Source organism: Pseudarthrobacter sp. NIBRBAC000502770 (assembly GCF_006517815.1).
Classification (GTDB): domain Bacteria; phylum Actinomycetota; class Actinomycetes; order Actinomycetales; family Micrococcaceae; genus Arthrobacter; species Arthrobacter niigatensis.
The window spans coordinates 1,906,727-1,932,234 of record NZ_CP041198.1; the positions used below are offsets into that span (position 1 = coordinate 1,906,727).

Genomic DNA, 25,508 nt, shown 5'->3' on the forward strand with positions numbered 1-25,508 from the left:
CGTCCCGGGCACCGTAAAGTACCGGGCACGCAGAAGGCCGGCACCCACGAATTCCTTCGGGTGCCGGCCTTCTGCGTGCCGCGCGGGGTTCCGCGCTGTTAGTCGCGGGTCAGGCGGCGGTGGGTGACGCGGTGCGGCTTGGCAGCATCGGGGCCCAAGCGCTCCACCTTGTTCTCCTCGTAGGACTCGAAGTTTCCTTCGAACCAGTACCACTTGGAGGGGTTCTCGTCGTCACCTTCGTAGGCCAGGATGTGGGTGGCCACCCGGTCCAGGAACCAGCGGTCGTGCGAGACCACCACGGCGCAGCCGGGGAACTCGAGCAGCGCGTTTTCCAGGCTGCTGAGGGTTTCGACGTCGAGGTCGTTGGTGGGTTCGTCGAGGAGCAGCAGGTTTCCGCCCTGCTTGAGGGTCAGGGCCAGGTTCAGGCGGTTGCGCTCACCGCCGGAGAGCACGCCCGCCTTTTTCTGCTGGTCCGGGCCCTTGAACCCGAAGGCTGCCACGTAGGCGCGGGACGGCATCTCCACGTTGCCCACCTGGATGAAGTCGAGTCCGTCGGAAACGACCTCCCACAGGGTCTTGTTGGGGTCGATGCCGCCGCGGCTCTGGTCCGCGTAGGAGATCTTGACCGAGTCACCGATCTTCAGCTCGCCGCCGTCGAGCGGTTCCAGGCCCACGATGGTCTTGAAGAGGGTGGACTTGCCCACACCGTTGGGACCAATGACGCCGACGATGCCGTTGCGCGGCAGGCTGAAGGACAATCCATCGATCAGGACACGGTCCTCGAAGCCCTTCTGGAGGTTCTTCGCCTCCAGGACCAGTCCGCCGAGGCGCGGTCCCGGCGGGATCTGGATTTCCTCGAAGTCAAGCTTGCGGGTGCGGTCCGCTTCCGCGGCCATTTCCTCGTACCGGGCCAAGCGGGCCTTCGACTTGGTCTGCCGGCCCTTGGCGTTGGAGCGGACCCACTCAAGTTCCTCCGCGAGGCGCTTGGCCTGCTTGGCATCCTTCTTGCCCTGGATCTCGAGGCGGGCGCGCTTCTTCTCCAGGTAGGTGGAGTAGTTGCCTTCGTACGGGTACAGGTGGCCGCGGTCAACTTCGGCAATCCATTCCGCCACGTGGTCCAGGAAGTACCGGTCGTGGGTGACGGCGAGGACGGCGCCGGGGTAGCTCGACAGGTGCTGCTCGAGCCACAGGACACTCTCGGCATCCAGGTGGTTGGTGGGCTCGTCGAGGAGCAGCAGGTCCGGCTTCTGCAGGAGGAGCTTGCAGAGGGCCACACGGCGGCGCTCACCACCGGAAAGGTTGGTGACATCGGCGTCGGCCGGGGGGCAGCGGAGGGCATCCATGGCCTGCTCCAGCTGGGAGTCGAGGTCCCAGGCATCGGCGGCGTCGATGGCTTCCTGCAGCTTGCCCATTTCCTCGAGGAGGGTGTCATAGTCAGCATCGGGGCTGGCCATTTCCTCGGAGATCTCGTTAAATCGCTGGATCTTCCCGTAGATCTCGCCCACGCCCTCCTGGACGTTGCCCAGGACGGTCTTTTCCTCGTTGAGGGGCGGTTCCTGGAGCAGGATTCCCACGCTGTAGCCGGGGCTCAGCCTGGCTTCACCGTTGGAGGGCGTGTCCAGCCCGGCCATGATCTTGAGGATGGTGGACTTACCGGCACCGTTTGGGCCCACAACACCAATCTTGGCGCCCGGGAAGAAGGACATGCTTACGTCATCAAGAATGAGTTTTTCGCCAACGGCCTTACGGGCCTTGGTCATTGTGTAGATAAATTCCGCCATGGTCTCAAATCTAGTGGGTTGGCGGGCAGATCTCACATTTGCGGCCGGAATGCCGGCGGGATCAGGAGCCCACGAAGCACTTGCCGCTGGCCAGGACCGGAAGCACTGTGACGGTCACGGCACCTTCGCGCACCTGGCCGATGACACAGTCTTTCCCCTGCAGCACCGCAGCCTCAATGGCATCCGCCTCCAATCCGGTGGGCGTGCGGCTCTGCGAGACCTGAAGCGCCGCCGGCGCGATGCCCGCTCCCGTCAACGCGTCGCTGACCTGCGCCGTAGCCGGTTTTGGCGTCCCTGTTGCAAGTTTCGCCAACGTATCGGTGACAGTCCGCTTGACGTTGTCGGTGGCCGCGGTGCCTGCAGCGGACGTCGCACCGCCGGACGTGTTGGCCATCGCTTCCCCTGCGGGCGTACTGCCCTCCCGGGCTGCACCCGACGGCTGTGCGGGCGCTGCCGCCGTCGGCGTCAAGGATCCTTCACTGCCGCCAACTAAAGGGCTGTTTGCGGCAGCACCTGCGGCACACCCTGCCAAGAGTGCGGCCAGGGCGGCGCACGTCAGCGCTGCACCGGCCCGGTATATCTGCTGGCGGTAAGGGGTGGGACGCATGGTGCCATTGTTCCACGACCGGGGTGGCGCGGCCGCCGCGACCGGCCGTGGCCATCCACGGCACAGGACGGGGCAGTATGTCCTGGCGGGCGGACGGACGGCAGCCGGGGGGTGCTGCCAATCCGTCCGCCCGGGACTGAACGGGGAACGTCGATAGCTGATGCGTGTTCCTAGACTTCGGCGAGTTCCCCGGTTTCCAGGTCAAGGGACGCGAGGCCGCCGTCGTTGTCCTCGATGACCACCGCCGCGACGCCGTGCTCTTCGGGATGCCCGTCCTCGCGGTCCTCCGGTTCGTCAAGGTCAGGGTCCACCACAGGGCCATCCTCCGGGGACTGGGGCTGCTCCACGAGGGACAGCGCAGGCCTGGACGCGGTCCGGATGAAGTTCGCCGACCCGAAGGCAAGGTCGTGCCCCACGGCCTCGGCATCGATGATGGTGGAGTGGTAGACCCGGCCTTCCTTCTCCCAGGTGCGGATCTTCAGCTTGCCCACGACGATGACCGGCTGGCCCTTCCGGATACTGCAGCCCAGGGTCCCGGCCAGGTTGCGGTAGCCCTGCACGGTGAACCAGTTGGTGTGCCCGTCGCCCCAGGTTTTGGATTCCCGGTCAAACCGGCGCGTGGTGGAACCGAGCCGGAAGGAGGCTGTTGCCACTCCCCCTGGCGTGGTGGAACTCGTGATCTCGGTGGCAACAAAGCCCCGGATGGTAATCGTTTCGCTCATGTCTACGTCCTGTCTGGATGGTGGCGCCTGTAGCAGGCATGACCAGCATCACCCCGGATGCCGGCGGCGGGGAGGCACGGGTTCCCGTATGTGGACAACAGGCCCCAGCCCGCCACGTGGGGAGGAACAGTGGAGGCCGGATGACGCCGCCGGCAGCCGGGGCAATGTAAACTTTTTGAGGCGCCGGCCTGCAGGCCGGAAGCTGATGCCTCAGTAGCTCAGGGGATAGAGCAGCGGCCTTCTAATCCGCCGGTCGGGGGTTCGATTCCCTCCTGGGGCACCCTGGTGGCCGATGCCCCGGTCTTTGGACCGGGGCATCGTGCATCTGTTGCTAAGCGCTCAGCCGGTGCGGGGCTTCCACCAGGGACCGGATCACGCTGCCGGCGGCCCCCAGCAGGGCGCCATACTCCCCCACTGCGGACATCGTGATGGCCTCCGGCGCATACTTGCCCGGCGCGTAGGTCTTTACACTCTCCAGCAAGGGTTCCCGCAACCAGGGGTCCAGGACCGCGAAGTGGCCACCGAGGACCACCGAATCGATATCGACCACCCGGGCCGTTGAAGCCAGTGCGATCCCCAGGCAGCGGCCCGCATGCTCGACGGCGGCTACCGCCCCGGGCTCCGCGGCTTCCAGCGCCCGCAGGAGTGCGGCCATGGCGGCCGACCGGGAGCCCCCGTCAGCTGTCAGGCCGGCGGCGGAGAGGATGGCGTCCTGTCCCGCCGCCGTCTCAAGGCAACCGGTGCCTCCGCACGAACAGCGGCCGCCGTCCGGGTCCACCACAATGTGCCCCACTTCGCCGGCGTGGCCGCCGGGGCCAGTAAACAGCTCAGAACCAATGACGATCCCGCCGCCTACGCCCACCTCGCCGGAGACGAAGAGGAAGTTTGATGCGCCGTCCGGGCGGTGCCGCAGTTCGGCCAGGGCGGCAGCATCGGCCTCGTTGAACAGCGCAACTCCCAGTGCGGTTTCCGGCAACAGGGCGTCCAGGTCGAGGTCCACATCGATCCAGCCCAGGTTGGGAGCGGCCAACACCCGCGCAGCGGCCGGGTCCACCAGGCCGGGCACCGCCAGCCCTCCGCCCAGGACCTCGACCCCCGCTCCCCTGCGGCGCTGCGCACCCTTGCGGCGAGGACTGCGAGCGCGGCGAGGACCGGCCGGTCCGGGCTGTTCCGGTTGTCACGTTCCTGCACCTCGCGGAGCAGCACCGTTCCGGCAAGGTCCACCACGGCTGCAGAGATGTAGTCAACGTTGACCTCCATACCCATGACCGCACGGGCAGGGCTCAGTTCCAGCCCAACCCCCGGCCGGCCGCGGCCCTGCGGGTTCAGGCCGATTTCACGGATGATCCCGGCCTCCAGGAGATCCAGCACCAGGCTGGACACAGAGGCCTTGGTCAATCCGGTGGCTCCGGCCACCTGGGCGCGGCTGGGGCGGGTGCCGGGCGGGAACTCGGCAATCGCCCCCAGCACCAGCGCCAGGTTGCTGCGGCGCACATCCCCCACGTTTCCGGGGGCCGCCCCTCCGGGTCCTGGCATTGCCGGCGCCGGCATCACCATCACACAGCTCCTCGGTCCGGCGCTTCCGCCAAATTTTTCCGGCGGCCTGCCTGCCGGACTATTGACCCCACCCTACGTCCGTCCATATAGTTCAGGCAATGAACTAATGCCTCGCAATTCCGCAGGCACCTGATCGCAAGGACGCATCATGACTCTTTCCCCCACCCCCGCTGACAAGTTCACTTTCGGTCTCTGGACCGTCGGCTGGACCGGTGCCGACCCGTTCGGCGTGGCCACCCGGTCCGCCCTGGATCCGGTGGAGGCCGTACACCGCCTGGCCGAACTGGGCGCCTATGGCCTTACGTTCCACGACAACGACCTGGTCCCGTTCGATGCCTCCGCTTCGGAGCGGGAGCTGATCCTGAAGAACTTCCGTGCAGCCCTGGCTGAGACCGGACTGAAGGTTCCGATGGTCACCACCAACCTGTTCAGCCACCCCGTCTTCAAAGATGGCGGCTTCACCTCCAACGACCGTTCCATCCGCCGCTTCGCCCTGTCCAAGGTCCTGCGGAACATCGACCTTGCTGCTGAACTTGGTGCCGAAACGTTCGTCATGTGGGGCGGCCGCGAAGGCAGCGAGTACGACGGTTCCAAGGATCTGGCTGCCGCCTTGGACCGGATGAAGGAAGGCGTGGACACCGCTGCCGGCTACATCAAGGAGAAGGGCTACAACCTGCGCATTGCGCTTGAGCCCAAGCCGAACGAGCCACGGGGCGATATCTTCCTGCCCACGGTCGGCCACGGCCTGGCCTTCATCGCCCAGCTCGAGCACGGCGACATCGTTGGACTGAACCCCGAAACCGGCCACGAGCAGATGGCTGGGCTGAACTTCACCCACGGGATTGCGCAGGCCCTCTGGGCAGGCAAGCTCTTCCACATCGACCTCAACGGCCAGCGCGGCATCAAGTACGACCAGGACCTCGTCTTCGGCCACGGCGACCTCACGAGCGCCTTCTTCACGGTGGACCTGCTGGAGAACGGCTTCCCGGGTGGCGGCCCCAAGTACGGCGGCCCGCGCCATTTCGACTACAAGCCCTCCCGCACCGACGGCTACGACGGCGTATGGGAGTCCGCGAAGGCGAACATGGCCATGTACCTGCTCCTTAAGGAACGTGCACTGGCGTTCCGCGCTGACCCGCAGGTACAGGAAGCCCTCAGGACCTCCGGCGTCTTCGAACTTGGCGAGCCCACCCTCAAGGCCGGCGAAACGACCGCCGACCTGCTGGCCGACGCCGCCGCCTTCGAGGACTTCGACGCCGACAAGGCCGCTGAGCGCTCCTTCGCCTTCGTGCGCCTCAACCAGCTCGCCATCGAACACCTCCTGGGCGCCCGCTAGGCCATGGTGCTTGTCGCAGGCATCGACAGCTCCACCCAGTCGTGCAAGGTGGTCATCCGCGATGCCCATACCGGGGAACTGGTCCGGGAGGGCAGGGCGGGGCACCCGGAAGGCACCGAGGTCCACCCCGACCACTGGTGGACGGCGCTGCTCAAGGCCGCCGCGGATGCCGGTGGCCTGGATGACGTGGCCGCCATCTCCGTCGGCGGCCAGCAGCACGGAATGGTCTGCCTGGACGCGGACGGGACGGTGGTCCGGCCGGCACTGCTGTGGAACGACACCCGCAGCGCGGGCGCAGCCGCGGAACTCATCGCACAAGCCGGCGGCGGGGACCCTGCCGTTGGCGCGGCGTATTGGGCCCGGGCGACGGGGACCGTCCCCGTCGCCTCGCTGACGGTGACCAAGCTGCGCTGGCTCGCGGAGAACGAACCGGAGAACGCCGCCCAGGTCGCTGCCGTGTGCCTGCCGCATGACTGGCTCACCTGGCGGCTCGCAGGCCACGGTCCAGGCAGTGGCGGGGAAGGACTGGCGGCACTGGCCACCGACCGTTCGGATGCGTCGGGCACCGGGTATTACTCGACGGCGGAGGACCGGTACCTTCCCGATGTCCTTTCCGCCGCGCTCGGCCACCTTCCAGTCCTTCCGCGGGTGCTGGGCCCACTGAAGGCGGCCGGAAGGACGCCGGCAGGTGCCCTGCTGGCCGCAGGCGCCGGGGACAATGCGGCCGCCGCCCTGGGGGCAGGTGCCGGGCTGGGCGACGTGGTGATGTCGCTGGGCACCTCCGGCACCGTGTTCGCGGTTTCCGCTTCGCCGGCGGCAGATGCCTCAGGGCTGGTGGCCGGGTTCGCCGACGCCGCCGGGCATTACCTGCCGCTGGTGTGCACCTTGAACGCCACCCGCATCTTCGATGCCACTGCTGCGATGCTGGACGTGGACCTGGCGGAGTTCAACAGGCTGGCACTCTCCGCCGAACCGGGCGCCGGAGGCCTGACCCTGGTCCCGTACTTCGATGGGGAACGGACGCCCAACCTCCCGGACGCCACCGGCTCCCTGCACGGCATTACGCGGGCGAACTACACCGCCGCCAACCTGGCGCGCGCCGCCGTCGAAGGCGTGGTCTGTTCCCTGGCGGACGGCCTGGCAGCCCTGCAGGAGCAGGGGGTGTCCGCCCAGCGGATCCTTCTGGTGGGCGGCGGCGCCCAGTCCGCCGCTGTGCAGGACGTAGCTGCACGCCTGCTGGGGACCCGTGTCACGGTTCCCCGCCCGGGCGAGTATGTTGCGGACGGAGCGGCCCGCCAGGCCGCGGCGGTACTCACCGGACATTTCCCCACCTGGGCGGCAGGCGCCGCCGACCTCCCAGAGACAAAGGACGACGGCGCTGTGCTGGCAAGGTACCGCCGGTTCGCCTCGTTGTCCGACTGAGGCCACAGCGCAGAGGAGGCCCGGACCGTCTGAACTGCTCCCCGAAAGTTGGACTGAGAAATCAGTTCTGACTTTCGGGGAGCAGTTTTATGCATGGAAGAAGTTCGTTGTCCGAGGAGCAGCGCGAGGCCGCGGTAGCGTTGTTTGAAACGGGTTGGGGTGCTTGGGCGGTAGCGACCCGACTCGGAGTAGGTAAAGGTGCCATCAAACGCTTGTATGGTCGATGGCGGACGCGCGGAGGTACGACGCTGGTGGCGAAGCCAACACGACCGGTGTTCTCGTTTGAGTTCAAACTTGATGCTGTGCAGCGATACCGTGCGGGTGAGCCCAAAGTCGCCCTGGCGAAAGAGCTTGGGCTGTCCTCTCCACTGTTGCTCGAGAAGTGGGCGCGTCAGTACCGGACCGAAGGCGAGGACGGGCTGCGCCCCAAGCCGAAAGGCCGTCCGAAGACGAATCCTGGGACAGCAAGGAAACCTGAGTCTGAGGTAGAGCAACTGCGCCGTGAGAACGAACGCCTGCGCGCAGAGGTGGCCTTCCTGGGAAAAGTAAACGCCTTGAGGGACGGGGAACAGCGCTAAAGGTCCGTGCTGTCATCGCTCTCAAGGCCGAACATCGATTGGAAGTTCTCCTGGACGTAGCCGGGCTACCCCGGTCCACGTTCTTCTACCACCAGTCCCGCCTCCAAGCCCCCGATCCGCGGGCTTCCCTAAAGGCAGCTGTCACGGAGATTTTCAAGAGGAACCACGGCCGGTACGGACACCGCCGGATCCATGTTGAACTGCTCAAGCAAGGGTGGACGGTCGCGAAGAAGACCGTACTGAAGCTGATGCGTTCCCTGCGGCTGGTCTGCAAGGTCCGAAGCAGGAAGCGGTACAACTCCTACCAGGGCGAGCAGGGCATCGTGGCCCCGAACCTGCTGAAACGCCAGTTCGAAGCGGACGCCCCAAACCAGAAGTGGGTCACCGATGTGACCGAGTTCAGTGTCGGTGACCGGAAACTCTACCTCTCACCGATCATGGACCTTTTCGACCGGCAGATCATCTCCTACGCGATTGGCACCTCGCCCAATCTAGAGCTGGCCAACGCCTCGCTGCGCGGCGCCTTGGCCACGCTGGAGAACGGGCAGAAACCACTCGTGCACTCCGACCAGGGATTCCAATATCAGCACAACTCCTGGCGCACGCTCTTGGCGAACGCCGGCGCGGTCCAATCGATGTCCCGCAAAGCCAACTGCTACGACAACGCTGTCATGGAGAACTTCTTCGGACACCTCAAGGAAGAGCTCTTCCACCGCGTCGGGTTCCTCAACACCGACGCACTCGCATCAGCGCTGCACGAGTACATCCGCTGGTACAACACCGAAAGAATCTCCACCAGGCTCAATGGTTTGAGCCCGGTACAGTACCGGGCTCAGACGCTTGCGGCATAGGTCTCTCCTAGCCAACCTTCAATGAGTCAAGATGTAGCGGCGTTCCGGTCGGCCTGACGAGTTACGAACCTTAACTTCGGTCGTTCGGGTCCATCCAGCACTTTCGTAGGAAGCGATCGCTCTGCTGTTGTCCGCGATAACCCAAAGTTCCATCGGAGTCTTTTCCTTTGCTGAGTGATGGCGGAGGTGGTCGAGGACCTCGCGGGCGAGGCCAGTGCCCCAGGCCGTCGGATCAACCGCCAAGTAGAGCACTTCCAGAACATCGACGCGGGGAATGACTAGCGCAAAGGCCCTTGCTTCTCCCTCGACGCGAGCGATCAAAAGCAGCGCCCCATCGCAGGCAAGAGCTGATTCAATACCGGGCAGCTTGTCCTCGAGCATCGGGACCGCAGGGAGTCGGTCGCGACGGGCAGTAGCACGAGCCCAGATCCCTGCAGCATCTCTCGCGGCTGCGTTTCCTCGCTCCTCGCGTACAACTGGCAGTGGTGATGAAGTCATACGACGATCGTGTCACGAACCTTCTGCGGCTTCTCCTCACCGTTCGGGCTCCTCGAGCTACGTCACCAAACGCCTGATCAATAGCCCCTGCGCACGTATGGCCATTCCTCGCGCAGAACGGAATAGATGGCCGTGTCTCGCCAGCTGCCGTCTCAATCGCGTATCCATTGACACTGGAACGGGCAGAATCCTCGGGAAGAAATTCACCAAGTAGCTCTGTCAGTCGACGGCTCTGCACCAGCAACGACAGAAGTCCCCCGTCCCAATGGGAAGAGGACTTCTGTGAAGGGCCGATCTCTGGCCGCTAAAGTGGAACCCGCACATTAACGAGTCCAACTTTCGGGGACCAGTTCAGTCCGCGGTCCGGGCCTCCTCTGCGCTGGCGCGGAATTATGCCGGGTCAGGCGAACGGGAGGACAAGCTCCGCGTACCGCTCCTTGACCGTGGCCAGGACGGCATTGCCGTCCGTATCCCAAATCTCCTGGTTGAAAATCTCCACCTCGATGTCCCCGGTGTAGCCGGCGTCCCGTACCCAGGTACCGATCGTGGCGAAGTCCACCACGCCGTCGCCCATGTACCCGCGGGACAGCAGCGGGTCCGCGGCGATCGGCATGTTGAAGTCGCACACCTGGTAGGAGGCGATGCGCTTCTCCCGGCCTGCGCGCCCGATCTGCGCCTTCAGGTCCGGATCCCACCAGACATGGAAGGTGTCCACGGCGACGCCCACCGTTGCGGCATCGAACGGCGCTGCAAGGTCCAGCGCCTGCCCCAGCGTGGAGATCAGGGCACGGTCGGCCGCATACATCGGGTGCAGCGGCTCCAGGACCAGGCGGACGCCATGTTCGGCGGCGAAGGGAACCAGGTCGGCGAGCCTGTCGGCAACGCGCTGCCGGGCGGCCACGACGTCCTTCTCCCCCGGTGCAAGCCCGCCGACCACCAGGAACAGTTCCCGGGTGTCCAGGGCCACGGCTTCAAGGATCGCTGCGCGGTTGTCCGCGAGCGCGGCCGCCTGGCCTTCGGCGTCTGCCGCGGTGAGGAACCCGCCGCGGCACAGTGAGGACACGCGCAGGCCGGCGTCCTTGATCAGGCGGGCCGCCTTATCCAGGCCGGATTCCTCCACGCGGTCCCGCCACGGGCCGATCGAGGGAATGCCTGCGTTGACGCACCCCTCCACGACCTGGGCGAGCGTCCACTTCTTGGTGGTGGCGCTGTTGATGGACAGGCGCGCGACGTCGCTCATACCCCCACCCCGTTGATGCGCAGGTAGTCGGACATCCGGAAGGCCGCCAGCGCGGGGTCTTTAAGCAGTCCGGCCTGGTCCGCGAGCTCAAAGGTTCTGGCCAGGTGGCAGACCGAGCGGCCCGAATGCAGGCCGCCCACCATCTGGAAACCGGGCTGCTTGCCGTTGAGCCAGGACAGGAAGGCGATTCCTGTCTTGTAGTAGAAGGTAGGGGCACTGAAGATGTGCTTGCCCAGTTCCCGGGTGGAGTCGAGGATTTCGCGGGCCTTGGCGGCGTTGCCGGCGTCGTAGTTCTGCAGGGCAGCCGAAGCGGCGGGGTAGATTGCCGCGAAGATTCCCAGCAGGGCGTCGGAGTGGTGGCTGCCATCGCCGTCGATGAGTTCCGGGTAGTTGAAGTCGTCGCCGGTGTAGAGCCGGACGCCGTCGGGCAGGGCCGCCCGCAGGGCCACCTCGTGGCCGGCATCGAGCAGCGAGACCTTGACACCGTCCACCTTGGCGGCGTTGTCCTTGATGAGGCCGAGGAACGTTTCGGTGGCCGTGGCGACGTCGTCCGACCCCCAGTAGCCGGCGAGGGCGGGATCGAACATGGTGCCCAGCCAGTGCAGGATGACCGGCTGGTCCACTTCCCGCAGGAGGGTGGAGTACACCGTCAGGTAGTCTTCGGGGCCGCGTGCCACCTTTGCCAGGGCGCGGGAGGCCATGAGGATGACCTTGGGCCCGGCCTCGGTGACGACGGCGATCTGCTCGCGGTAGGCCTCAAGGACGGCCTTAATGCCGGCCTCACCTGCGGGAAGCGAATCAGTCTCCAGCTGGTCGGTGCCGGCGCCGCAGGAGACGAGGTCGCGAACGGACTTGCCGGCAGTCGCGGGATTGGTGGCGGCGACCACCGAGGCTGCTTCGACACCGGTGCGCTTGATGAGCTGCTGGGTGGCGGCCCAGTCAAGGCCCATGCCGCGCTGGGCGGTGTCCATCGCATCGGCCACGCCCAGGCCATAGGACCAGAGCTCGTGGCGGTACGCCATGGTGGCGTCCCAGTCGAGGCGTGCAGGGGCCCCGGGGGTGTTGTCCGCGAGTACTTCGGGAATGACGTGGGCCGCGGCATATGCCCGCCGGGCTGTCAGTGGCGCGGTGGGGCGGGCCCAGGTGGTGCCACCCTGCAGGCGGTACTCCCTGGTGCCCCCGTCGGAGGAGGGAAGGATGAGGGAAGTCATTGGACGGTGATCTCCGGGATGTCGATGGTGCGGCGTTCGTCGTTGGACTGCAGGCCCAGTTCCGCGAGCTGCACGCCGCGGGCGGCGGAGAGCAGGCCAAAGCGGTGTTCGCGGCCGGCCACGACGTCGCGGAGGAATTCCTCCCACTGCAGCTTGAAGCCGTTGTCCAGCTCGGCATTGGCCGGAACCTCCTGCCACTGGTCGCGGAAGGATTCGGTGACGGGCAGGTCCGGGTTCCAGACGGGCTTGGGCGTGTGCGCCCGCTGCTGGGCGACGCACTTGTTCAGGCCGGCGACGGCCGAGCCGTGGGTGCCGTCCACCTGGAATTCCACCAGTTCGTCGCGGTATACCCGGACAGCCCAGGAGGAGTTGATCTGGCCGACGACCTCGTCGCCGGCCGGGGTGACGAGCTCGAAGATGCCGTAGGAGGCGTCGTCGGCCGTGGCCTTGTACTCCTTGCCGGCTTCGTCCCAGCGTGCCGGAATGTGGGTGGCGGTCTTGGCATTGACGCTCTTGACCTTGCCGATGATGCCTTCGAGCACGTAGTTCCAGTGGCAGAACATGTCGGTGGTCATTCCGCCGCCGTCTTCCTTGCGGTAGTTCCAGGACGGGCGCTGGGCGGCCTGGATGTCGCCTTCGAAGACCCAGTAGCCGAACTCTCCGCGGATGGACAGGATCCGGCCGAAGAAGCCTTCATCCACCAGCCGGCGGAGCTTGACCAGCCCGGGGAGGTACAGCTTGTCGTGGACAACACCGGCCGTCACCCCTGCCTGCTTGCCGATCCGGGCAAGCTCGATGGCCTCTTCAAGGGTTTCGGCCGTGGGCTTCTCGGTGAAGATGTGCTTCCCGGCCAGCATGGACTTCTTCAGGGTGGCCGCGCGGAGGCTGGTCATCGAGGCATCGAACACGACGTCGACAGTGGGGTCGTTGATCACGGCGTCCAGGTCGGTGGTCCATTCCGAAACCTTGTGCTGCTCTGCCAATTCCCGGATTTTCGCCTCATTGCGCCCCACGAGGATGGGTTCAACCTGGACGCGGGTGCCGTCCTCGAGGGTGAATCCGCCGGCGTCGCGGATGGGCAGGATGGAGCGCAGCAGGTGCTGGCGGTAGCCCATCCGGCCGGTGATGCCGTTCATGGCGATGCGGATCGTCTTTGTTTCGAAGCCCATGTGTCCTCCACGGTGAGTGAGCAATGTACTCAAGCCAACTGGGAAAGCGCATTCCCACTGCATCCATGATGCATCGCGCCCTTTCTCTTGGCAAGCGCTTTCCGGAAGAAGTTTGAACTGCCATAATGTGCTTAGCCTTCGAGCCCGTACCGAGACCAGGAGATGCTGTGGCTGCAAGTACCCTTACCGAGGTGGCCCGCCTTGCCGGCGTTTCCCCCGCTACGGCCTCCCGCGTGCTTAACGGTTCCGCCCGGAAGCCGGGCGAGGACATCGCCGAACGGGTCAGGCAGGCGGCGGAGTCGCTGGGTTACGTGCCCAACGCCCAGGCCCAGGGGCTGGCGAAGTCCAGCTCCGGCCTCATCGGCCTTATTGTCCACGACATCGCGGACCCCTACTTCGCGGCCGTGGCCCGGGGCGTGCAGGCAGCCGCGCGGGAACAGCACCGGATGGTGCTGCTGGCCACTACCGGCGGCGGGCCCGCGGAAGAAAGGGAAGCAGTGGCAGCCTTTGCCGCCCGCCGGGCGGACTCGATTGTCATCGCAGGTTCCCGCTCGTGCCGGGATGAAGACAAGGAAGGCAACGCAGAGCTGGCAGCCGAACTCGACCGGTACTGCCGCAACGGCGGACAGGTGGCAGTGGTGGGCCACCCCGTGGTCGGCGCAACGGCTCCGGAGGGATACCACGTGGTGAAAGTCCCCAACCAGGAGCTCGCTGGCCGCCTCGCCGCGGAGCTTGCGCGCAGCTGGGACGGGGACTTCGTCATCGTTGGCGGCCCGGAAGGCCTCCTGACCTCCGATGACCGGGTCCGCGGCTTCCAGGAGGGACTGGACAAGGCCGGACGCCGTCCGGCCGAAGTGCTCCGCAGCGCGTTCAATCGGTCCGGCGGATATGACGCGGGCCTGGAACTGGCGGCACGGATCAAGGCAGCCCAATCCGGCGACGCGCACGCCACCGCAAAACTCTGTATTTTCGCCGTCAACGACGTCATGGCCATCGGCGCCGCAGCGGCCCTGCGGTCCGAAGGGCTCCGCATCCCCCGCGACGCCGCAATCGCCGGTTTCGACGACATTGAAACCCTCCGGGACTTCCGGCCCGCCCTGTCCACGGTCCGCCTGCCGCTGGAGGACATCGGCCGGCTCGCCACGCTTGCCACCGGACCGAGGTCCGCCGGCGACGCTGCGGAAGCCGCCTCCCCCGGTGGCATCACAGGCGAGGTCACGCTGCGGCGCAGCACCGAAGCTGCCGCCTGATGGCGTTGCCGGCACTGACGGCAGTTCCGGCCCGCCCGGAGGGTGCCGGCTCCCGCCCCGCCATCCTGGTCCTGCCCGGAGGAGGTTATGCCGGGCAGGCCGATCACGAAGCGGAGCCCGTGGCGGAATGGCTGGCAGCGCTGGGCATCCACGCCTTTGTGCTCCGCTACAGGGTTGCCCCTGACCGGCACCCGGCTCCCCTGGAGGACGCAAAGGAAGCCATGCTCCACATCAGGGGTGGACAACATGGGTTGGCCGTCGACCCGGGGCGTGTCGGCGTCCTGGGCTTCTCCGCCGGCGGCCACCTGGCAGCCACCCTGAGCACGGCAGCTGCCACCGGGAATCCGGAACTGGACGTGCGCGCAGCCGTCCCCGACCTTTCGGTTCTTTGCTACCCCGTAGCATCACTGACCCACGAAGCCCACCAGGGATCGGTGGCGAACCTCCTTGGCGACGCACCGCCGTCGGCCCTCCTCAGGGCACTCTCGCCGGAGCTGAACGTCACGCCCCTGGCACCGCCGGCATTCCTCTGGCATACCGCCGGCGACGATGCCGTCCCGGTGAGCAACAGCCTGAACTACGCCAGGGCGCTCTTTGCCGCCGGCGTTCCGGCGGAGCTGCATGTCTTCCCGGAGGGGCGGCACGGGCTGGGGCTTGCCGCAGACCAACCAGGACCCGGGCAGTGGACCGGGCTGTGCGCGGCCTGGCTGCAGCGAGCCGGGTGGACGGATACCCCCGCCGCAGCCCCTGCGACCGGCCGCAGTTAGTCCACTGCCCGAATGGTCCAGCTTGCCGAATGTGCCTGGCCAGGCTGCAGATGCACCAGGTCCGTCCCTGAACGCAGGGCATCCGGCGGGCAGGTCATGGGTTCAACGGCCAGGCCCAGCCGGTCCGGGCCGACGGGCTTGTCGCCGGTGTGCACCTGCACCCAGGGCCACTCGGTGCCCCACTCGAGTTCCACACCCGTACCGGACGGGTCCAGCACCCGTACCCGGGCAAGGCCCTCTCCGTCCCAAGCGATGTCCGTAAACGCATGGTCGATCTTCACCGGTCCCAGCCGCCGCGCTGACCGGAAGTCGAAGGCGGCCCCCGCCACCGGCCGCATGCCCACGGGCAGCAGCCGGTCAGGGGTTACCTCCAGGTAGGAGCCGGCCGGAAGTTCCAGCGACCAGTCATCCAGCGGGGACGGGCCGGCCACCAGATAGGGGTGGGGGCATACCCCGTACGGCGCGGGCGAGGTGCCGGCGTTGACCGCCCGCACCTCGCCGCGGAGCCCGTCTTCGGAGAGGGAGTAGCTGACGGCCAGTTCCAGGTCTGTGGGGTAATCGGGGCCGGCAGGAATGCGGCATCCCAGGACCGCCCGGCCCGCGGCTGTTTCCAGTACTTCCCAAGGCCTGTGGATGGCCAGGCCGTGCAAAGCCGAGCCACGCTCCGGCTCGTTAACGGCGGCGGTATAGCCAATGCCCGCGTAGGAGTAGCTGCCGTCCGCCAGCCGGTTGGGCCAGGGCGCGCAGATGACGCCCCGGTAGTCGGGCACGGGACCGTCCGGCCCAAATCCCACCACCAGGTCCCTGTCCCCGTGGCGCAGTGCGCGGAGCGCCCCGCCCCGAAGGGTGACGACGGCGGAGTAGGGTCCGTGGGCGAGGTGGACTTCGGTTCCGGGCATGGTTCCCTCTTCGTCGCGGGGTGTTAGCGCTCACCAGCCTACCGCACCGCACGCACTTTCCACCGGTTAAAGTTGCCCCATGGACTCCGCCCCCGACCAGGACCTCATCGCCTCCGTCAGGGCCGCCCTCCGGGCAATGGCCGATCCGGTGCGGGCCGCGGGAGCCCAGGCCTACATGAAGTCCCTGCTCCCATCGCTCGGCGTCCGGGTTCCCGACGTGCGGCGGATCACGGCGGACGCTGCGCGGACGTATCCCCCGGCATCCGCGGCCCAGCTCCGCGCCACGGTGCTCGACCTGTGGCGCACCGCTATGTTCCGCGAGGAAAAGTACGCGGCCATCGACCTGACAGCACACCGGCTGGTGACCACCTACCTGGACATGCTTCCTGTCTACGAGGAGATTATCCGGACAGGGGCGTGGTGGGATTTTGCCGATGGCGTGTCCGGCCGGATCTGCTCCCTGCTGCTGGCGCACCCTGAAGAAATGGCCACCCTCCTTCGGCAGTGGAGCCGGGACCCGGACCTCTGGATCCGGAGGGCTGCCATCACGTCGCAGCTTCGCGCGGGAACAGCCACGGACACGGAGCTGCTCGCCGCCGTCATTGAGCCGAACCTGGCGGATCCGGAGTTCTTTATCCGGAAAGCCATCGGTTGGGCACTGCGCGAGTACGCCAAGAGGGCGCCGGACTGGGTTGAGGCGTTTGCGGCCCGGCACCGGGATGCCATGAGCCCGCTGTCACGCCGGGAGGCCCTGCGCAGGATCAGCTCCGCGGCCCCGGACGGTAGCGGCCGCTAGATCACAGGACGTTCGACGACGGGCTCGTGCGACTTCCGGAACAGCCTGCGGGTGCCACGGTCCCAGAAGATCAGGTAAAGCCCAAAGAGCAGGGCGGTCAGGGCCGCCGCAATCCTGGCCAGCAGGAGGGCGAAGCCCAAGTCCTGGGTCTGGAGGTACGGGAAAACATCCAGCTGGTCCGAGATGGCGTAGATCATGAAGAACGACACCACGAAGTAGAGGGCCTTGACCTGCCAGTCGTTACGAATACCCGTCACGGCGAACAGCGGAATCAGCCACACCACGTACCAGGCCTGGATGATGGGGGCCAGCAGCACCACGGCAGCCAGGCCGAGCGTGAGGCGGCGCATCAGGCGGTCATGGTCGCCCCTGAGGATCTGCCAGGCAAGGATGGCCACGGCAAGAAGCTTGCCGGCGTCGAACACCCAGCCTGCGGGCACGGACCCGTCAAAACCGAAGGCGCCGGCCAGCGACCCAACCACCATGCCGATCAGGCCCACCGGGGCGTACCAGATGGAGATGCTGCCCGGCGCGGAAAGCCCGTTGATCCAGCCGAAGCCGAACCCGTTGACCATGCTCATTGCTGCCAGCAGCGCCAGGCTCAGGCCCGCCGTCAGCGCCCAAAATGCCACTTTCCGCAGCCATCCCGCATTCCTTCCCGCCCAGAGGAGTCCAACGAACGGCAGGAAGACAATGGTGATGGGCTTCACCGCGATGGACAGGGTCACCAGGACGATGCCGCGGACCTGGCGCCGGGTCGCGGAGTAGTACAGGCCCGCCAGGGCCAGCCCGATCATCAGGGAGTCGTTGTGGACGCTGGCAATGAAGTTGGTCAGGAAAAGCGGATTGGCCACCGTCAGCCAGAGGGCCCGGTGCGGATTCACGCCGTGCAGTTCAGCGAGCCGGGGAACATAGCTGACGCAGAGCAGCACGCCCGCCAATGCCACCAGCCGGAAGAGCATGACGCAGGCCTCCGGCTGGACGTTGGTCACCCAGACGACGAACTGCTCGATCCAGAGGAACAGCTGGCCGTAGGGAACCGGGGCTTCGGTCCACTGCTTGTCGGCTCCCAGCTGGAAGTAGTTGGACAGGGCGGAGATGCCGTTTTCGTACGGGTTGAAGCCTTCCACCATCAGCCTCCCCTGGCCAATGTAGGCATACACGTCACGGCTGAACAGCGGCACGCTGAACATCATGGGAAGTCCCCACGCCACCACCGCGGCCAGGGTTGCACGCCGGGCCTGTTCGCCCCACACTCGGACTTTCTGCCCGAGCCGCAGCCAGGCACGCACCAGGAGCATGCCCCCCACGGCCACCAGGACAATGGACAGCGCCACCCCCGGGGCTTCGGTCCGCATCCAGATGAACACGGGCATGCGGCGCAGCTCCGAAACGGGAGCCAGCCAGCCCACGCCAATCGAGCCGATCATCATGGACAAGGAGCCCAGGAAGCCGGCAAGCAGGGGTGAGCGTGGATTGTCCACCTCGGCACTGCCCGCTCCGGCAACGCCGTCCGCCGCCATCTCCCCCGCTGCGGGCACAGGCGCCGTCATCTCAGGATCGTCCAATCTTCATGCGTTTTTCCGCGGTTCACCCGGCGGCCGCGCGGGCCCGCCGGAACAGGATTCAGGGCGGAAGGGCGACCCGCCGCGTACCCGAAATCCTAGCATCGGCAGGGTGCCCGGAGGTGTAACGGTAGGCTGGTCCGGTGCCTATATCTAACGAACGAATCGTCTGGATCGACTGCGAAATGACCGGCCTGGACATCAAGAACGACGCCCTGATCGAGGTGGCAGCACTGGTCACGGACTCGGAGCTCAACATCCTTGGCGACGGCGTCGACGTCGTCATCAAACCCGACGATGCTGCCGTGGCCCAGATGTCCGACTTCGTCCGGGACATGCACACCAGGTCCGGGCTGCTGGCGGAACTGCCGCACGGCAAGACGATGGCAGAGGCAGAGGCAGCGGTCATGGAGTACATCTCCGCCTGGGTCCCGGACCCGCGCAAAGCACCCTTGGGCGGGAACTCGGTGGGAACCGACCGCGTGTTCCTGTCCCGCGACATGCCCGCGGTAGTGGAGCACCTCCACTACCGGGTCATCGACGTCAGCACTATCAAGGAGCTTTCGCGCCGCTGGTACGCCCGGGCCTACTTCCAGTCGCCGGCGAAGAAGGGCGGCCACCGCGCTTTGGGAGACATCAAAGATTCCATCGATGAGCTCAGGTACTACCGCGAAGCCGTATTCGTCCCCGCCCCGGGACCTGACAGCGCCACCGCCCAGAAGATTGCCAGGGGAATCGCCAATGCCGCTGCCGAAAGCAGCTCCGGAGAGTAATCTGCGCCACGTTTGGTGAAATTTTGCCCCAAATCGCAGAAAGTGGACAAAGCACCCCTTCCGAGCAGGTAAGCTATTTGAGTTGCGTTTCCAGGGAGCCGCTACGGTGGAATTCCCTTGAGGCACATGGTGGGCGTAGCTCAGTTGGCAGAGCGCCTGGTTGTGGTCCAGGAGGTCGCGGGTTCAACCCCCGTCGCTCACCCTCACGGGGCGGCACATGCAGCCGTCAACAAGGGAGGCCGCACCGGATATCCGGTGCGGCCTCCTTTGTCGTGCCCCACCGGGTACATGCATTGCAGCCGGGGACACCATAAGCCGAAGGACAACTGATATGACTGTTCTGCCTATCACCATCTGGGGCGAGCCTGTGCTGCACCGCCGCGCCGCCGAGGTGGAGGTTTTCGACGACGAACTGCGCACCCTGATTGCCGACATGTTTGAAACCAACGACGCAGCCAACGGAGTGGGCCTCGCCGCCCCGCAGATCGGTGTCGGCAAGCGGATCTTCGTCTACAAGTACGCAAACGACGACGGCGCTCCCCCAAGCGGCGTCCTGGTGAATCCCGTCCTGACCCTGTCCAAGGTCTCCGGCGCTGCTCCCGACCCCGACGAGGAGGAAGAGGGCTGCCTTTCCTTCCCGGGCGAACAGTACCCGCTCAAACGGGCGGAATGGGCCCGCGTGGAAGGCTTCGACGGATTCGGGGAACCCGTCCGGTTCGAGGCCACGGGCTGGTTTGCCAGGGTCATCCAGCATGAATACGACCACCTCGACGGCAAGCTGTATGTCAACCGGCTGATGGACCGGTATTCGCGCAAAGCCATGAAGCAGGCCAAGAAGAACGGCTGGGGCGTGCCGGGGCTCACCTGGATGCCCGGGGTGGACCCTGACCCCTTTGGCCACTGACCGTGTCCGGGCGGCGTCCGGTCAGCCTGCGGTGATGGTGGGCTGCTGGGGGCAGGAGGATAGGACCCGCCGCATGGCGTCTTTCTCTGCCGCCGTCACCCACAAGCCGTAGGCGGCTTTCACGGAGATCTGCCGGGCCACGTAATGGCAGCGGATTGCCGTGTTCTTTGGAAGCCAGGTAGCGGCGTCACCCGCACTCTTTTGCTGGTTGGCGGCGCCGTCCGCTGCGACGAGGTTCAGCGGATCATTGGCCAGGCTCTGGCGTTCCTTGGCCGTGAGCCGCTGGGCTCCCTTTTGCCAGGCGTCACCCAGGGCCACCACATGGTCGATCTGGACGGCGCGGCTGCTCTCGGATCCGCGCCGGAAGTCCACGTCCTGGCCCGTGTAGGGTTCCCGGAAGTGCCCGGCCGTCACTTTGCAGGAGGACCCCTCGGAGAACACAACGCCGGCAAGGTCCCTGCGAAGGATGTCGTTCCGCGTGTCGCAGCCGTTCCGATCGACATCAAGCCAAGCCTGTCCGAAGGCCTCACGGCTGTAGCCGGTGTTGGGCGCCCTGCCTTTCACGGCCAGGCCGTCGAGGGCTGCGAGGGCGCTGCCGGAGGGCACCGGGTTGGGCTCCTGGACCGGTTTCATCCAGGCGGCGTCGAAGACCGGCGCCTCAGTGGGGCCATCTGCCGCCGGTCCGGCTGCCGCGAACTGGCCGGTGGTGAAGAACCAGACCAGGGCCACGAATATGGCTGCGGCGGCGGCGGCGAGGAGCACCCAGGCCTGCCGCGAACGGCGCCGCGCGCGGCGGTACGCAGACCAGCTGATGGTCACGGGGCTGACGCCGGGAAGGGAAAGTCGGGCACCCCAAGAGCCTAGGACAAAGGGCGCGCCCGGCCACTGATATCCACACTGTTGGGGAAGAGTGATGGGTCACAGCGCCCGGGGCTGCCCCGGGTTACTGTTCCCTGGTGACGCGCCGAAGGTCTTCTTCCGCCACGGCCAGCAGGCTCTCGAGCTGGCGCACCCGGTCATCGCTGACGTCCCCGGTCTTATGGGCGTCCCTGGCGCGTTCCAGCAGGCGCAAGGCTTCCTTATGGTTGGCCTTGGCCACGTCCAGTGCGTGCTCGAGGGTGGTTTCGTGCTGAAGTGTCGATTCGTTGTCCATGCCACCAGTGTGGTCCGCTTTCCCGGCTGATTCCAGTGAACCAGCCGGGAAAGACCTGAGCGTTACTAGACTGCGATGGCTGCCAGGGCGGCAGCGCTTTCCTTGGCGGGGAAGGACGGCGGGTTCACGCCTGCCATCTCTTCCATGACGCGGACCACCTGGCAGCTGTAGCCGAACTCGTTGTCGTACCAGACATAGAGGACCAGGTTCTTGTCCGTGGACACCGTGGCCAGGCCGTCCACGATGCCGGCACGGCGGGAGCCCACGAAGTCGGTGGAGACGACCTCGGGTGAATCGATGTAGTCGATCTGCTTGCGCAGGTCCGAGTGCAGCGACATTTCGCGGAGGTAGTTGTTGACCTCGTCCTTGGTGGTGCCGTTCTCAAGGGTGAGGTTCAGGATGGCCAGCGAAACGTCCGGGGTGGGGACGCGGATGGAGCTGCCGGTGAGCTTGCCCAGGAGTTCGGGCAGGGCCTTGGCCACGGCCTTGGCGGCACCGGTTTCGGTGATCACCATGTTCAGCGCTGCCGAACGGCCGCGGCGGTCGCCCTTGTGGAAGTTGTCGATCAGGTTCTGGTCGTTGGTGAAGGAGTGGACGGTTTCGACGTGGCCGTGCACCACGCCGAACTTGTCGTTGATGGCCTTCAGGACCGGGGTGATGGCATTGGTGGTGCAGGATGCCGCGGATACGATCTTGTCCGAGTCCGTGATGTCGCTGTGGTTGATGCCGTGGACGATGTTCTTCAGTTCACCCTTGCCCGGTGCGGTCAGCAGGACGCGGGCCACGCCCTTGCTTTGCAGGTGCTGGGACAGGCCCTCGGCGTCGCGCCAGCGGCCGGTGTTGTCGACTACCAGGGCGTTGCTGATCCCGTAGGCGGTGTAGTCGATCGTGGCGGGGTCGTTCGAGTAGATGACCTGGATCTGGACGCCGTTGGCCGTGATGGTGTTGGCGGCTTCGTCCACGCGGATGGTGCCTTCGAAGGAGCCGTGGACGGAGTCGCGGCGCAGCAGGCTGGCGCGCTTGGAGAGGTCGTTGTCGGAGCCGCGCCGCACCACGATGGCGCGCAGGCGCAGGCCGTGGCCACCGCCTGCCTTTTCGATGAGGAGGCGTGCAAGGAGACGGCCGATCCGGCCAAAGCCGTAGAGGACGACGTCGGTGCTGGTGCGGTCATCGCCGCCCCGCTTGCCCACGATCTCGGCGAGTTCTGCGCGGAGGAATTCCTCAAGGGTGGCGCCGTTGCCCTCTTCCTTGAATTTTTGGTTCAGCCGGGCGATGTCGATCGCGGCGGCACCGAGCTCGAGTCCGGCCAGCGTGTTCAGCAGGGGCGCCGTGTCCTCCAGGAGCAGTTCGTCCTTGCTCATCCGGCGCGCAAAGCGGTGCGCCTTGAGGATGTTCATGGTGGACTTGTTGATCAGGCTCCGGCCGTGGATGCTGGTCACCACGTTGTTTTCGCGGTACAGCCTGCCGATCACGGGGATCATGGCCTCGGCGAGGGCCTCCCGGCCCATCCACGTATCAAGACAAGAATCAGACGTCTGGCTCACAGAAATACCTTCCTCGGTTCAGCCGTGTACGTCTTCGTACACGGATGTAGGCCACCTGATGATGTCCAGGGGCACCGGCACCTGCAGGGATGGCCCCCAGGCACCTGGATCGCGTGCAAAGAAAAACCGCCGGTTGCGGACGCAATTTTCGGCGGTAGAACTCCTGCGTCCGGGATCCATTCTAATTTGGCGCGGTCCAGGGAACACGCCCGCGCTGCGTGAAATCACTCACATGGCGGGACGGCGCCGGAAGGATACCGTGACGGGCGCCTCAGTTGTGGATGGCTGAGTACAGGTTCAGGCTGGCGCAGTAAACCAGCCACGAGAAGTACGGCAGCACCAGGCAGCCGGCGGTGGCGTCCACCGGGCCGAACCTCAGGATCAGGAACGCGAGGGTTGCGGCCAGGGCACAGATGACTGCAAAGGCCGCCCACAGGGCCACGGCTCCTAGCGCTGGGTACAGGGCGAAGAAGGTCACGGGCCAGGCGGCGTTGAGAAGCAACTGGGCTACGTACCAGGAGCGGGTGCCGCCGGCAAGGCGGCCTTTGCGCCAGACCAGCCACGCCGCGGTGGCCACGCCCGCATACAGCAGCATCCACGTGCCTCGGAACATCCACGACGGCGGCATCCACGGCGCTTTCACGGAGCCTGCGTACCAGCCGCCGGAGTTGAGGATGATCGGGACCGAGGAGAGCAGCCAGGCCAGCGCCGAAAGGGCCAGGAATCCGGCGAGCGCCAGGCCTTGTGAACGGATGCCGGGAACGCCCGCTGCGGGTGCGGGACGGGTTTCAGGAATTGCGGGCACGGTTCAGGATCCCTGACGCATCGCGCGTGGTCAAACGCGGTTTATGGATGGGACAGCCGATACGCCGGGTTCTGTTCTCCCCTGCCGTTGCCGGCGAGGGAGCGACGGCCATCCATCTACGAGTACCGTTGCCGGCACCCTCCAGCGGCCTACCCGGACACTCGGGCGGGCAGCCCTCGAACGTGTCCTGTCTGGCCTTGCTCCGGGTGGGGTTTACCTAGCCTTCCCGGTCACCCGGGAAGCTGGTGGTCTCTTACACCACCGTTTCACCCTTACCTGCCCTCCCCGGCCGGGGCCGGAAAAGCAGGCGGTCTGTTTTCTGTGGCACTGGCCTGCGGGTTACCCCGAGTGGGTGTTACCCACCACCCTGCCCTGCGGAGCCCGGACGTTCCTCGAGCCACTTGCGTGGCGCGCGGCCGTCTGGCTGTCCCATCCGGCTCCCAGTCTACCGGCGCCACCGGCCGCTTTTGTCGCCGGTAGGATCGGACGGTGCTGATTCTGCTTCCCCCTTCCGAAGGCAAGACGCCGGCGCTCCGCGGTCCCGCCGTCGACTGGACCGCCCTGGGCTTCCCGGAGCTCAACCCGTACCGCGCGAAGGTCCTCGAGGCGCTTGGCACGGTCAGCGCCCACCAGGACGCCCTCGCCCTGCTGGGCGTAGGGGCATCGCTGCGGGACGACGTCGAGCGCAATACCCGCCTGCACGCCGAGCCGGCGGCCCCTGCCCACAGCATCTACTCGGGTGTCCTGTACGACGCCCTGGGGTACCGGAGCCTGACGCCGGTGCAGCGCCGCAAGGCCGATGAGTCCGTCCTGGTGATCTCGGCGTTGTGGGGAGCCCTCCGCTTTGGCGACAGCGTTCCCGCCTACCGGTTGTCAATGGGCACGTCCCTGCCCGACGTCGGGCGCTTGGCTCCGTTTTGGAAGGAACAGCTTGGGGATACCCTCAGCGCCGCAGCGCAGGGGCACTTGCTGGTGGACTGCCGGTCCAGCACCTATGCCGCAGCGTGGGCTCCGCCGGCGCAGCAGACCGTCACGGTCAACGTCTTCACCGAAAGTGGAGGAGTCCGGAAGGTGGTGAGCCACTTCGCCAAGCACACCCGCGGCGAACTGGCGCGGCACCTGCTGGTGCGCCGTGGAAAGGCCCCCGGGGCGCCGTCGGACCTTCTGAAGGCTGCCCGCGAAAAGTGGGAGGCGGAGCTGGTGCCCGGCACCGCACGCAAACCGTACGCCTTGAACATCATCCTGCCGGGCTAACCGTCCGGCAGGTTGCCTTGCAGTCCGGTCAGGACCACTCGTCCGAACGGACCAGGATGGCGCCGGAGTCCGGGCAGAACACGATGTCGTCGGCAGCGGCTGCCTTGATCTCGGCGAGGTCGCCCGGGCTGAGCTTCATGCCCGAGGCTTCCGAGGTGCCGTGGAAGAGCCGCGCGGCGCCCACCCCGCGCTTCGCGAGCGTTTTTTCGTAGATTGCCAGCAGGCCCGCGTCCAGGCCTTGGGCAAAGTCGCCCCGTTGGGTACGAAGCCCTGCCGCTTCCGTTTCCACGTCCGCCAGGGCCGCATCGAGCTCGGCCCTGATGGTTCCAAAGGACCCCTGGATGTCGTCGACAATCTGCTGCTGGGCCGCCTGCCGTTCCCGCAGCGAGTCCAGCCGCTCCATGACTTCCAGTTCCACGTCTTCAAGGTCGGAGCGCCGCTTGTTCAGCGACGCAATGTCCTTTTGCAGTGCCACCAGGTCCTTGGACAGGCCGGTGCCGCTGTTGAGCCGCGCTTCGTCACGCTGGATCCGGGAGGCAACCTGTTCGACGTCGGCCTCGGCCCGCTTCAGCGCAGCCTCGGCGTCGTGCACGGCCACCTTGGCCGCGCCCAGTTCACCGTTGGCGACGGACAGGGCGGCCTCGAGGTCCTTGATGCGGGGATCGTTTTCGAGCGTGCGGCGGCGGTTGGTGAGGCCTTTCAACCTGGCGTCAAGGCCCTGCAGTTCGAGCAACTTCAACTGTTCCGCCGGTGCTGCCTTGGCCACGTTTACCTCCGCTGGATTCTTCCGGCCTTGGCCGGGCACCGAACCGGCGCTTCCTAGACT

Annotated in this window: 25 protein-coding genes, 2 tRNA genes and 1 other RNA gene; 12 read left to right on the plus strand and 16 right to left on the minus strand. The window is 66.4% G+C overall.

The features are described from left to right. Positions 1-98: 98 nt before the first annotated feature. The 3 genes from ettA to NIBR502770_RS09170 form a co-directional block, all read right to left on the minus strand. On the minus strand, positions 99-1,781 hold the full coding sequence (gene ettA, locus NIBR502770_RS09160) for an energy-dependent translational throttle protein EttA (RefSeq protein WP_141181731.1): 1,683 nt from the start codon (positions 1,779-1,781) through the stop codon (positions 99-101). Between the two features lie 61 nt (positions 1,782-1,842). After that, a complete protein-coding gene (locus NIBR502770_RS09165) occupies positions 1,843-2,388 on the minus strand; it encodes a hypothetical protein (protein ID WP_141181732.1) in 546 nt (181 codons plus the stop codon). Positions 2,389-2,558: 170 nt separating this feature from the next. Next, positions 2,559-3,110 carry a single-stranded DNA-binding protein gene (locus NIBR502770_RS09170; RefSeq protein WP_141181733.1) on the minus strand — a complete coding sequence of 184 codons (552 nt, stop codon included), beginning with the start codon at positions 3,108-3,110 and terminating at the stop codon, positions 2,559-2,561. Positions 3,111-3,317: 207 nt separating this feature from the next. Here NIBR502770_RS09170 and NIBR502770_RS09175 point away from each other — a divergent pair. After that, positions 3,318-3,390 (plus strand) — tRNA-Arg (locus tag NIBR502770_RS09175). 51 nt (positions 3,391-3,441) lie between these two features. On the opposite strand, the gene NIBR502770_RS21825 is transcribed toward NIBR502770_RS09175, so the two are convergent. Then, positions 3,442-4,176 carry an ROK family protein gene (locus NIBR502770_RS21825; protein WP_371416504.1) on the minus strand — a complete coding sequence of 245 codons (735 nt, stop codon included), beginning with the start codon at positions 4,174-4,176 and terminating at the stop codon, positions 3,442-3,444. Between the two features lie 639 nt (positions 4,177-4,815). Between NIBR502770_RS21825 and xylA the strand changes: the two genes are divergently transcribed. The 4 genes from xylA (at position 4,816) to NIBR502770_RS21335 (ending at position 8,854) form a co-directional block, all read left to right on the plus strand. Further along, on the plus strand, positions 4,816-6,003 hold the full coding sequence (xylA, locus tag NIBR502770_RS09185) for a xylose isomerase (RefSeq protein WP_141181734.1): 1,188 nt from the start codon (positions 4,816-4,818) through the stop codon (positions 6,001-6,003). A 3-nt stretch (positions 6,004-6,006) separates the two neighbouring features. Next, the gene (gene xylB, locus NIBR502770_RS09190; protein ID WP_141181735.1) at positions 6,007-7,425 is read left to right on the plus strand and encodes a xylulokinase; all 1,419 of its coding nucleotides are present in this window, start codon (positions 6,007-6,009) and stop codon (positions 7,423-7,425) included. Positions 7,426-7,532: 107 nt separating this feature from the next. Continuing rightward, entirely contained in the window at positions 7,533-8,003 is a 471-nt protein-coding gene (locus tag NIBR502770_RS21330) for a helix-turn-helix domain-containing protein (protein WP_210418889.1), read from the plus strand. A 38-nt stretch (positions 8,004-8,041) separates the two neighbouring features. Beyond that, positions 8,042-8,854: an IS3 family transposase gene (locus NIBR502770_RS21335; protein WP_246857330.1), complete on the plus strand. Its 813-nt coding sequence runs from the start codon at positions 8,042-8,044 to the stop codon at positions 8,852-8,854. An 18-nt stretch (positions 8,855-8,872) separates the two neighbouring features. Here the strand turns inward: NIBR502770_RS21335 and NIBR502770_RS09200 are convergent, their stop codons facing one another. The 4 genes from NIBR502770_RS09200 to NIBR502770_RS09215 form a co-directional block, all read right to left on the minus strand. Beyond that, positions 8,873-9,235 carry an N-acetyltransferase gene (locus NIBR502770_RS09200; protein WP_168223147.1) on the minus strand — a complete coding sequence of 121 codons (363 nt, stop codon included), beginning with the start codon at positions 9,233-9,235 and terminating at the stop codon, positions 8,873-8,875. A gap of 517 nt (positions 9,236-9,752) precedes the next feature. After that, positions 9,753-10,592, minus strand: a complete 840-nt coding sequence (locus NIBR502770_RS09205) for a sugar phosphate isomerase/epimerase (protein WP_141181737.1) — start codon at positions 10,590-10,592, stop codon at positions 9,753-9,755. Next, positions 10,589-11,803 carry a dihydrodipicolinate synthase family protein gene (locus NIBR502770_RS09210; RefSeq protein ID WP_141181738.1) on the minus strand — a complete coding sequence of 405 codons (1,215 nt, stop codon included), beginning with the start codon at positions 11,801-11,803 and terminating at the stop codon, positions 10,589-10,591. Before NIBR502770_RS09210 ends, NIBR502770_RS09205 begins: the two co-directional genes overlap by 4 nt. Beyond that, the gene (locus NIBR502770_RS09215; RefSeq protein ID WP_141181739.1) at positions 11,800-12,972 is read right to left on the minus strand and encodes a Gfo/Idh/MocA family protein; all 1,173 of its coding nucleotides are present in this window, start codon (positions 12,970-12,972) and stop codon (positions 11,800-11,802) included. Before NIBR502770_RS09215 ends, NIBR502770_RS09210 begins: the two co-directional genes overlap by 4 nt. Positions 12,973-13,139: 167 nt before the next feature. Here NIBR502770_RS09215 and NIBR502770_RS09220 point away from each other — a divergent pair, with 167 nt between their 5' ends. Then, on the plus strand, positions 13,140-14,222 hold the full coding sequence (locus NIBR502770_RS09220) for a LacI family DNA-binding transcriptional regulator (protein WP_141160197.1): 1,083 nt from the start codon (positions 13,140-13,142) through the stop codon (positions 14,220-14,222). Next, complete coding sequence (locus NIBR502770_RS09225; protein ID WP_141181740.1) at positions 14,222-14,989, plus strand: alpha/beta hydrolase; 768 nt, start codon at positions 14,222-14,224, stop codon at positions 14,987-14,989. The genes NIBR502770_RS09220 and NIBR502770_RS09225 overlap by 1 nt, the downstream gene beginning before the upstream one ends. Here the strand turns inward: NIBR502770_RS09225 and NIBR502770_RS09230 are convergent. After that, positions 14,986-15,888, minus strand: coding sequence for an aldose 1-epimerase family protein (locus NIBR502770_RS09230; RefSeq protein ID WP_141181741.1), 903 nt, complete (start codon positions 15,886-15,888; stop codon positions 14,986-14,988). The two genes, NIBR502770_RS09225 and NIBR502770_RS09230, sit on opposite strands and share 4 nt — an antisense overlap. A gap of 79 nt (positions 15,889-15,967) precedes the next feature. Between NIBR502770_RS09230 and NIBR502770_RS09235 the strand changes: the two genes are divergently transcribed. Continuing rightward, a complete protein-coding gene (locus NIBR502770_RS09235) occupies positions 15,968-16,684 on the plus strand; it encodes a DNA alkylation repair protein (RefSeq protein ID WP_141181742.1) in 717 nt (238 codons plus the stop codon). On the opposite strand, the gene mptB is transcribed toward NIBR502770_RS09235, so the two are convergent. Continuing rightward, positions 16,681-18,237 carry a polyprenol phosphomannose-dependent alpha 1,6 mannosyltransferase MptB gene (mptB, locus tag NIBR502770_RS09240; protein ID WP_210418934.1) on the minus strand — a complete coding sequence of 519 codons (1,557 nt, stop codon included), beginning with the start codon at positions 18,235-18,237 and terminating at the stop codon, positions 16,681-16,683. The two genes, NIBR502770_RS09235 and mptB, sit on opposite strands and share 4 nt — an antisense overlap. A 155-nt stretch (positions 18,238-18,392) precedes the next feature. Here mptB and orn point away from each other — a divergent pair, with 155 nt between their 5' ends. The 3 genes from orn to def all read left to right on the plus strand — a co-directional run bounded on the left by orn (position 18,393) and on the right by def (position 19,926). Further along, the gene (orn, locus tag NIBR502770_RS09245) at positions 18,393-19,022 is read left to right on the plus strand and encodes an oligoribonuclease (RefSeq protein WP_141160193.1); all 630 of its coding nucleotides are present in this window, start codon (positions 18,393-18,395) and stop codon (positions 19,020-19,022) included. Positions 19,023-19,151: 129 nt separating this feature from the next. Beyond that, positions 19,152-19,224 (plus strand) — tRNA-His (locus NIBR502770_RS09250). A 129-nt stretch (positions 19,225-19,353) separates the two neighbouring features. After that, entirely contained in the window at positions 19,354-19,926 is a 573-nt protein-coding gene (gene def / locus NIBR502770_RS09255; protein ID WP_141181743.1) for a peptide deformylase, read from the plus strand. Positions 19,927-19,947: 21 nt separating this feature from the next. Here the strand turns inward: def and NIBR502770_RS09260 are convergent, their stop codons facing one another. From NIBR502770_RS09260 to rnpB, 5 genes are all read right to left on the minus strand, one after another. Then, entirely contained in the window at positions 19,948-20,745 is a 798-nt protein-coding gene (locus NIBR502770_RS09260; protein WP_141181744.1) for an HNH endonuclease family protein, read from the minus strand. Between the two features lie 124 nt (positions 20,746-20,869). Then, the gene (locus tag NIBR502770_RS09265; RefSeq protein ID WP_141160190.1) at positions 20,870-21,079 is read right to left on the minus strand and encodes a hypothetical protein; all 210 of its coding nucleotides are present in this window, start codon (positions 21,077-21,079) and stop codon (positions 20,870-20,872) included. Positions 21,080-21,144: 65 nt separating this feature from the next. Further along, complete coding sequence (locus NIBR502770_RS09270) at positions 21,145-22,623, minus strand: glyceraldehyde-3-phosphate dehydrogenase (protein WP_141181745.1); 1,479 nt, start codon at positions 22,621-22,623, stop codon at positions 21,145-21,147. A 271-nt stretch (positions 22,624-22,894) separates the two neighbouring features. Next, positions 22,895-23,428, minus strand: a complete 534-nt coding sequence (locus tag NIBR502770_RS09275; RefSeq protein WP_141160188.1) for a TspO/MBR family protein — start codon at positions 23,426-23,428, stop codon at positions 22,895-22,897. A 44-nt stretch (positions 23,429-23,472) separates the two neighbouring features. After that, an RNA gene (gene rnpB, locus NIBR502770_RS09280) (RNase P RNA component class A) lies at positions 23,473-23,860 on the minus strand. A 57-nt stretch (positions 23,861-23,917) separates the two neighbouring features. On the opposite strand from rnpB, the gene NIBR502770_RS09285 reads away from it, so the two are divergent. After that, complete coding sequence (locus NIBR502770_RS09285) at positions 23,918-24,682, plus strand: YaaA family protein (RefSeq protein WP_141181746.1); 765 nt, start codon at positions 23,918-23,920, stop codon at positions 24,680-24,682. 28 nt (positions 24,683-24,710) lie between these two features. Here the strand turns inward: NIBR502770_RS09285 and NIBR502770_RS09290 are convergent, their stop codons facing one another. Beyond that, complete coding sequence (locus tag NIBR502770_RS09290; RefSeq protein WP_141181747.1) at positions 24,711-25,448, minus strand: zinc ribbon domain-containing protein; 738 nt, start codon at positions 25,446-25,448, stop codon at positions 24,711-24,713. Positions 25,449-25,508 lie beyond the last annotated feature (60 nt).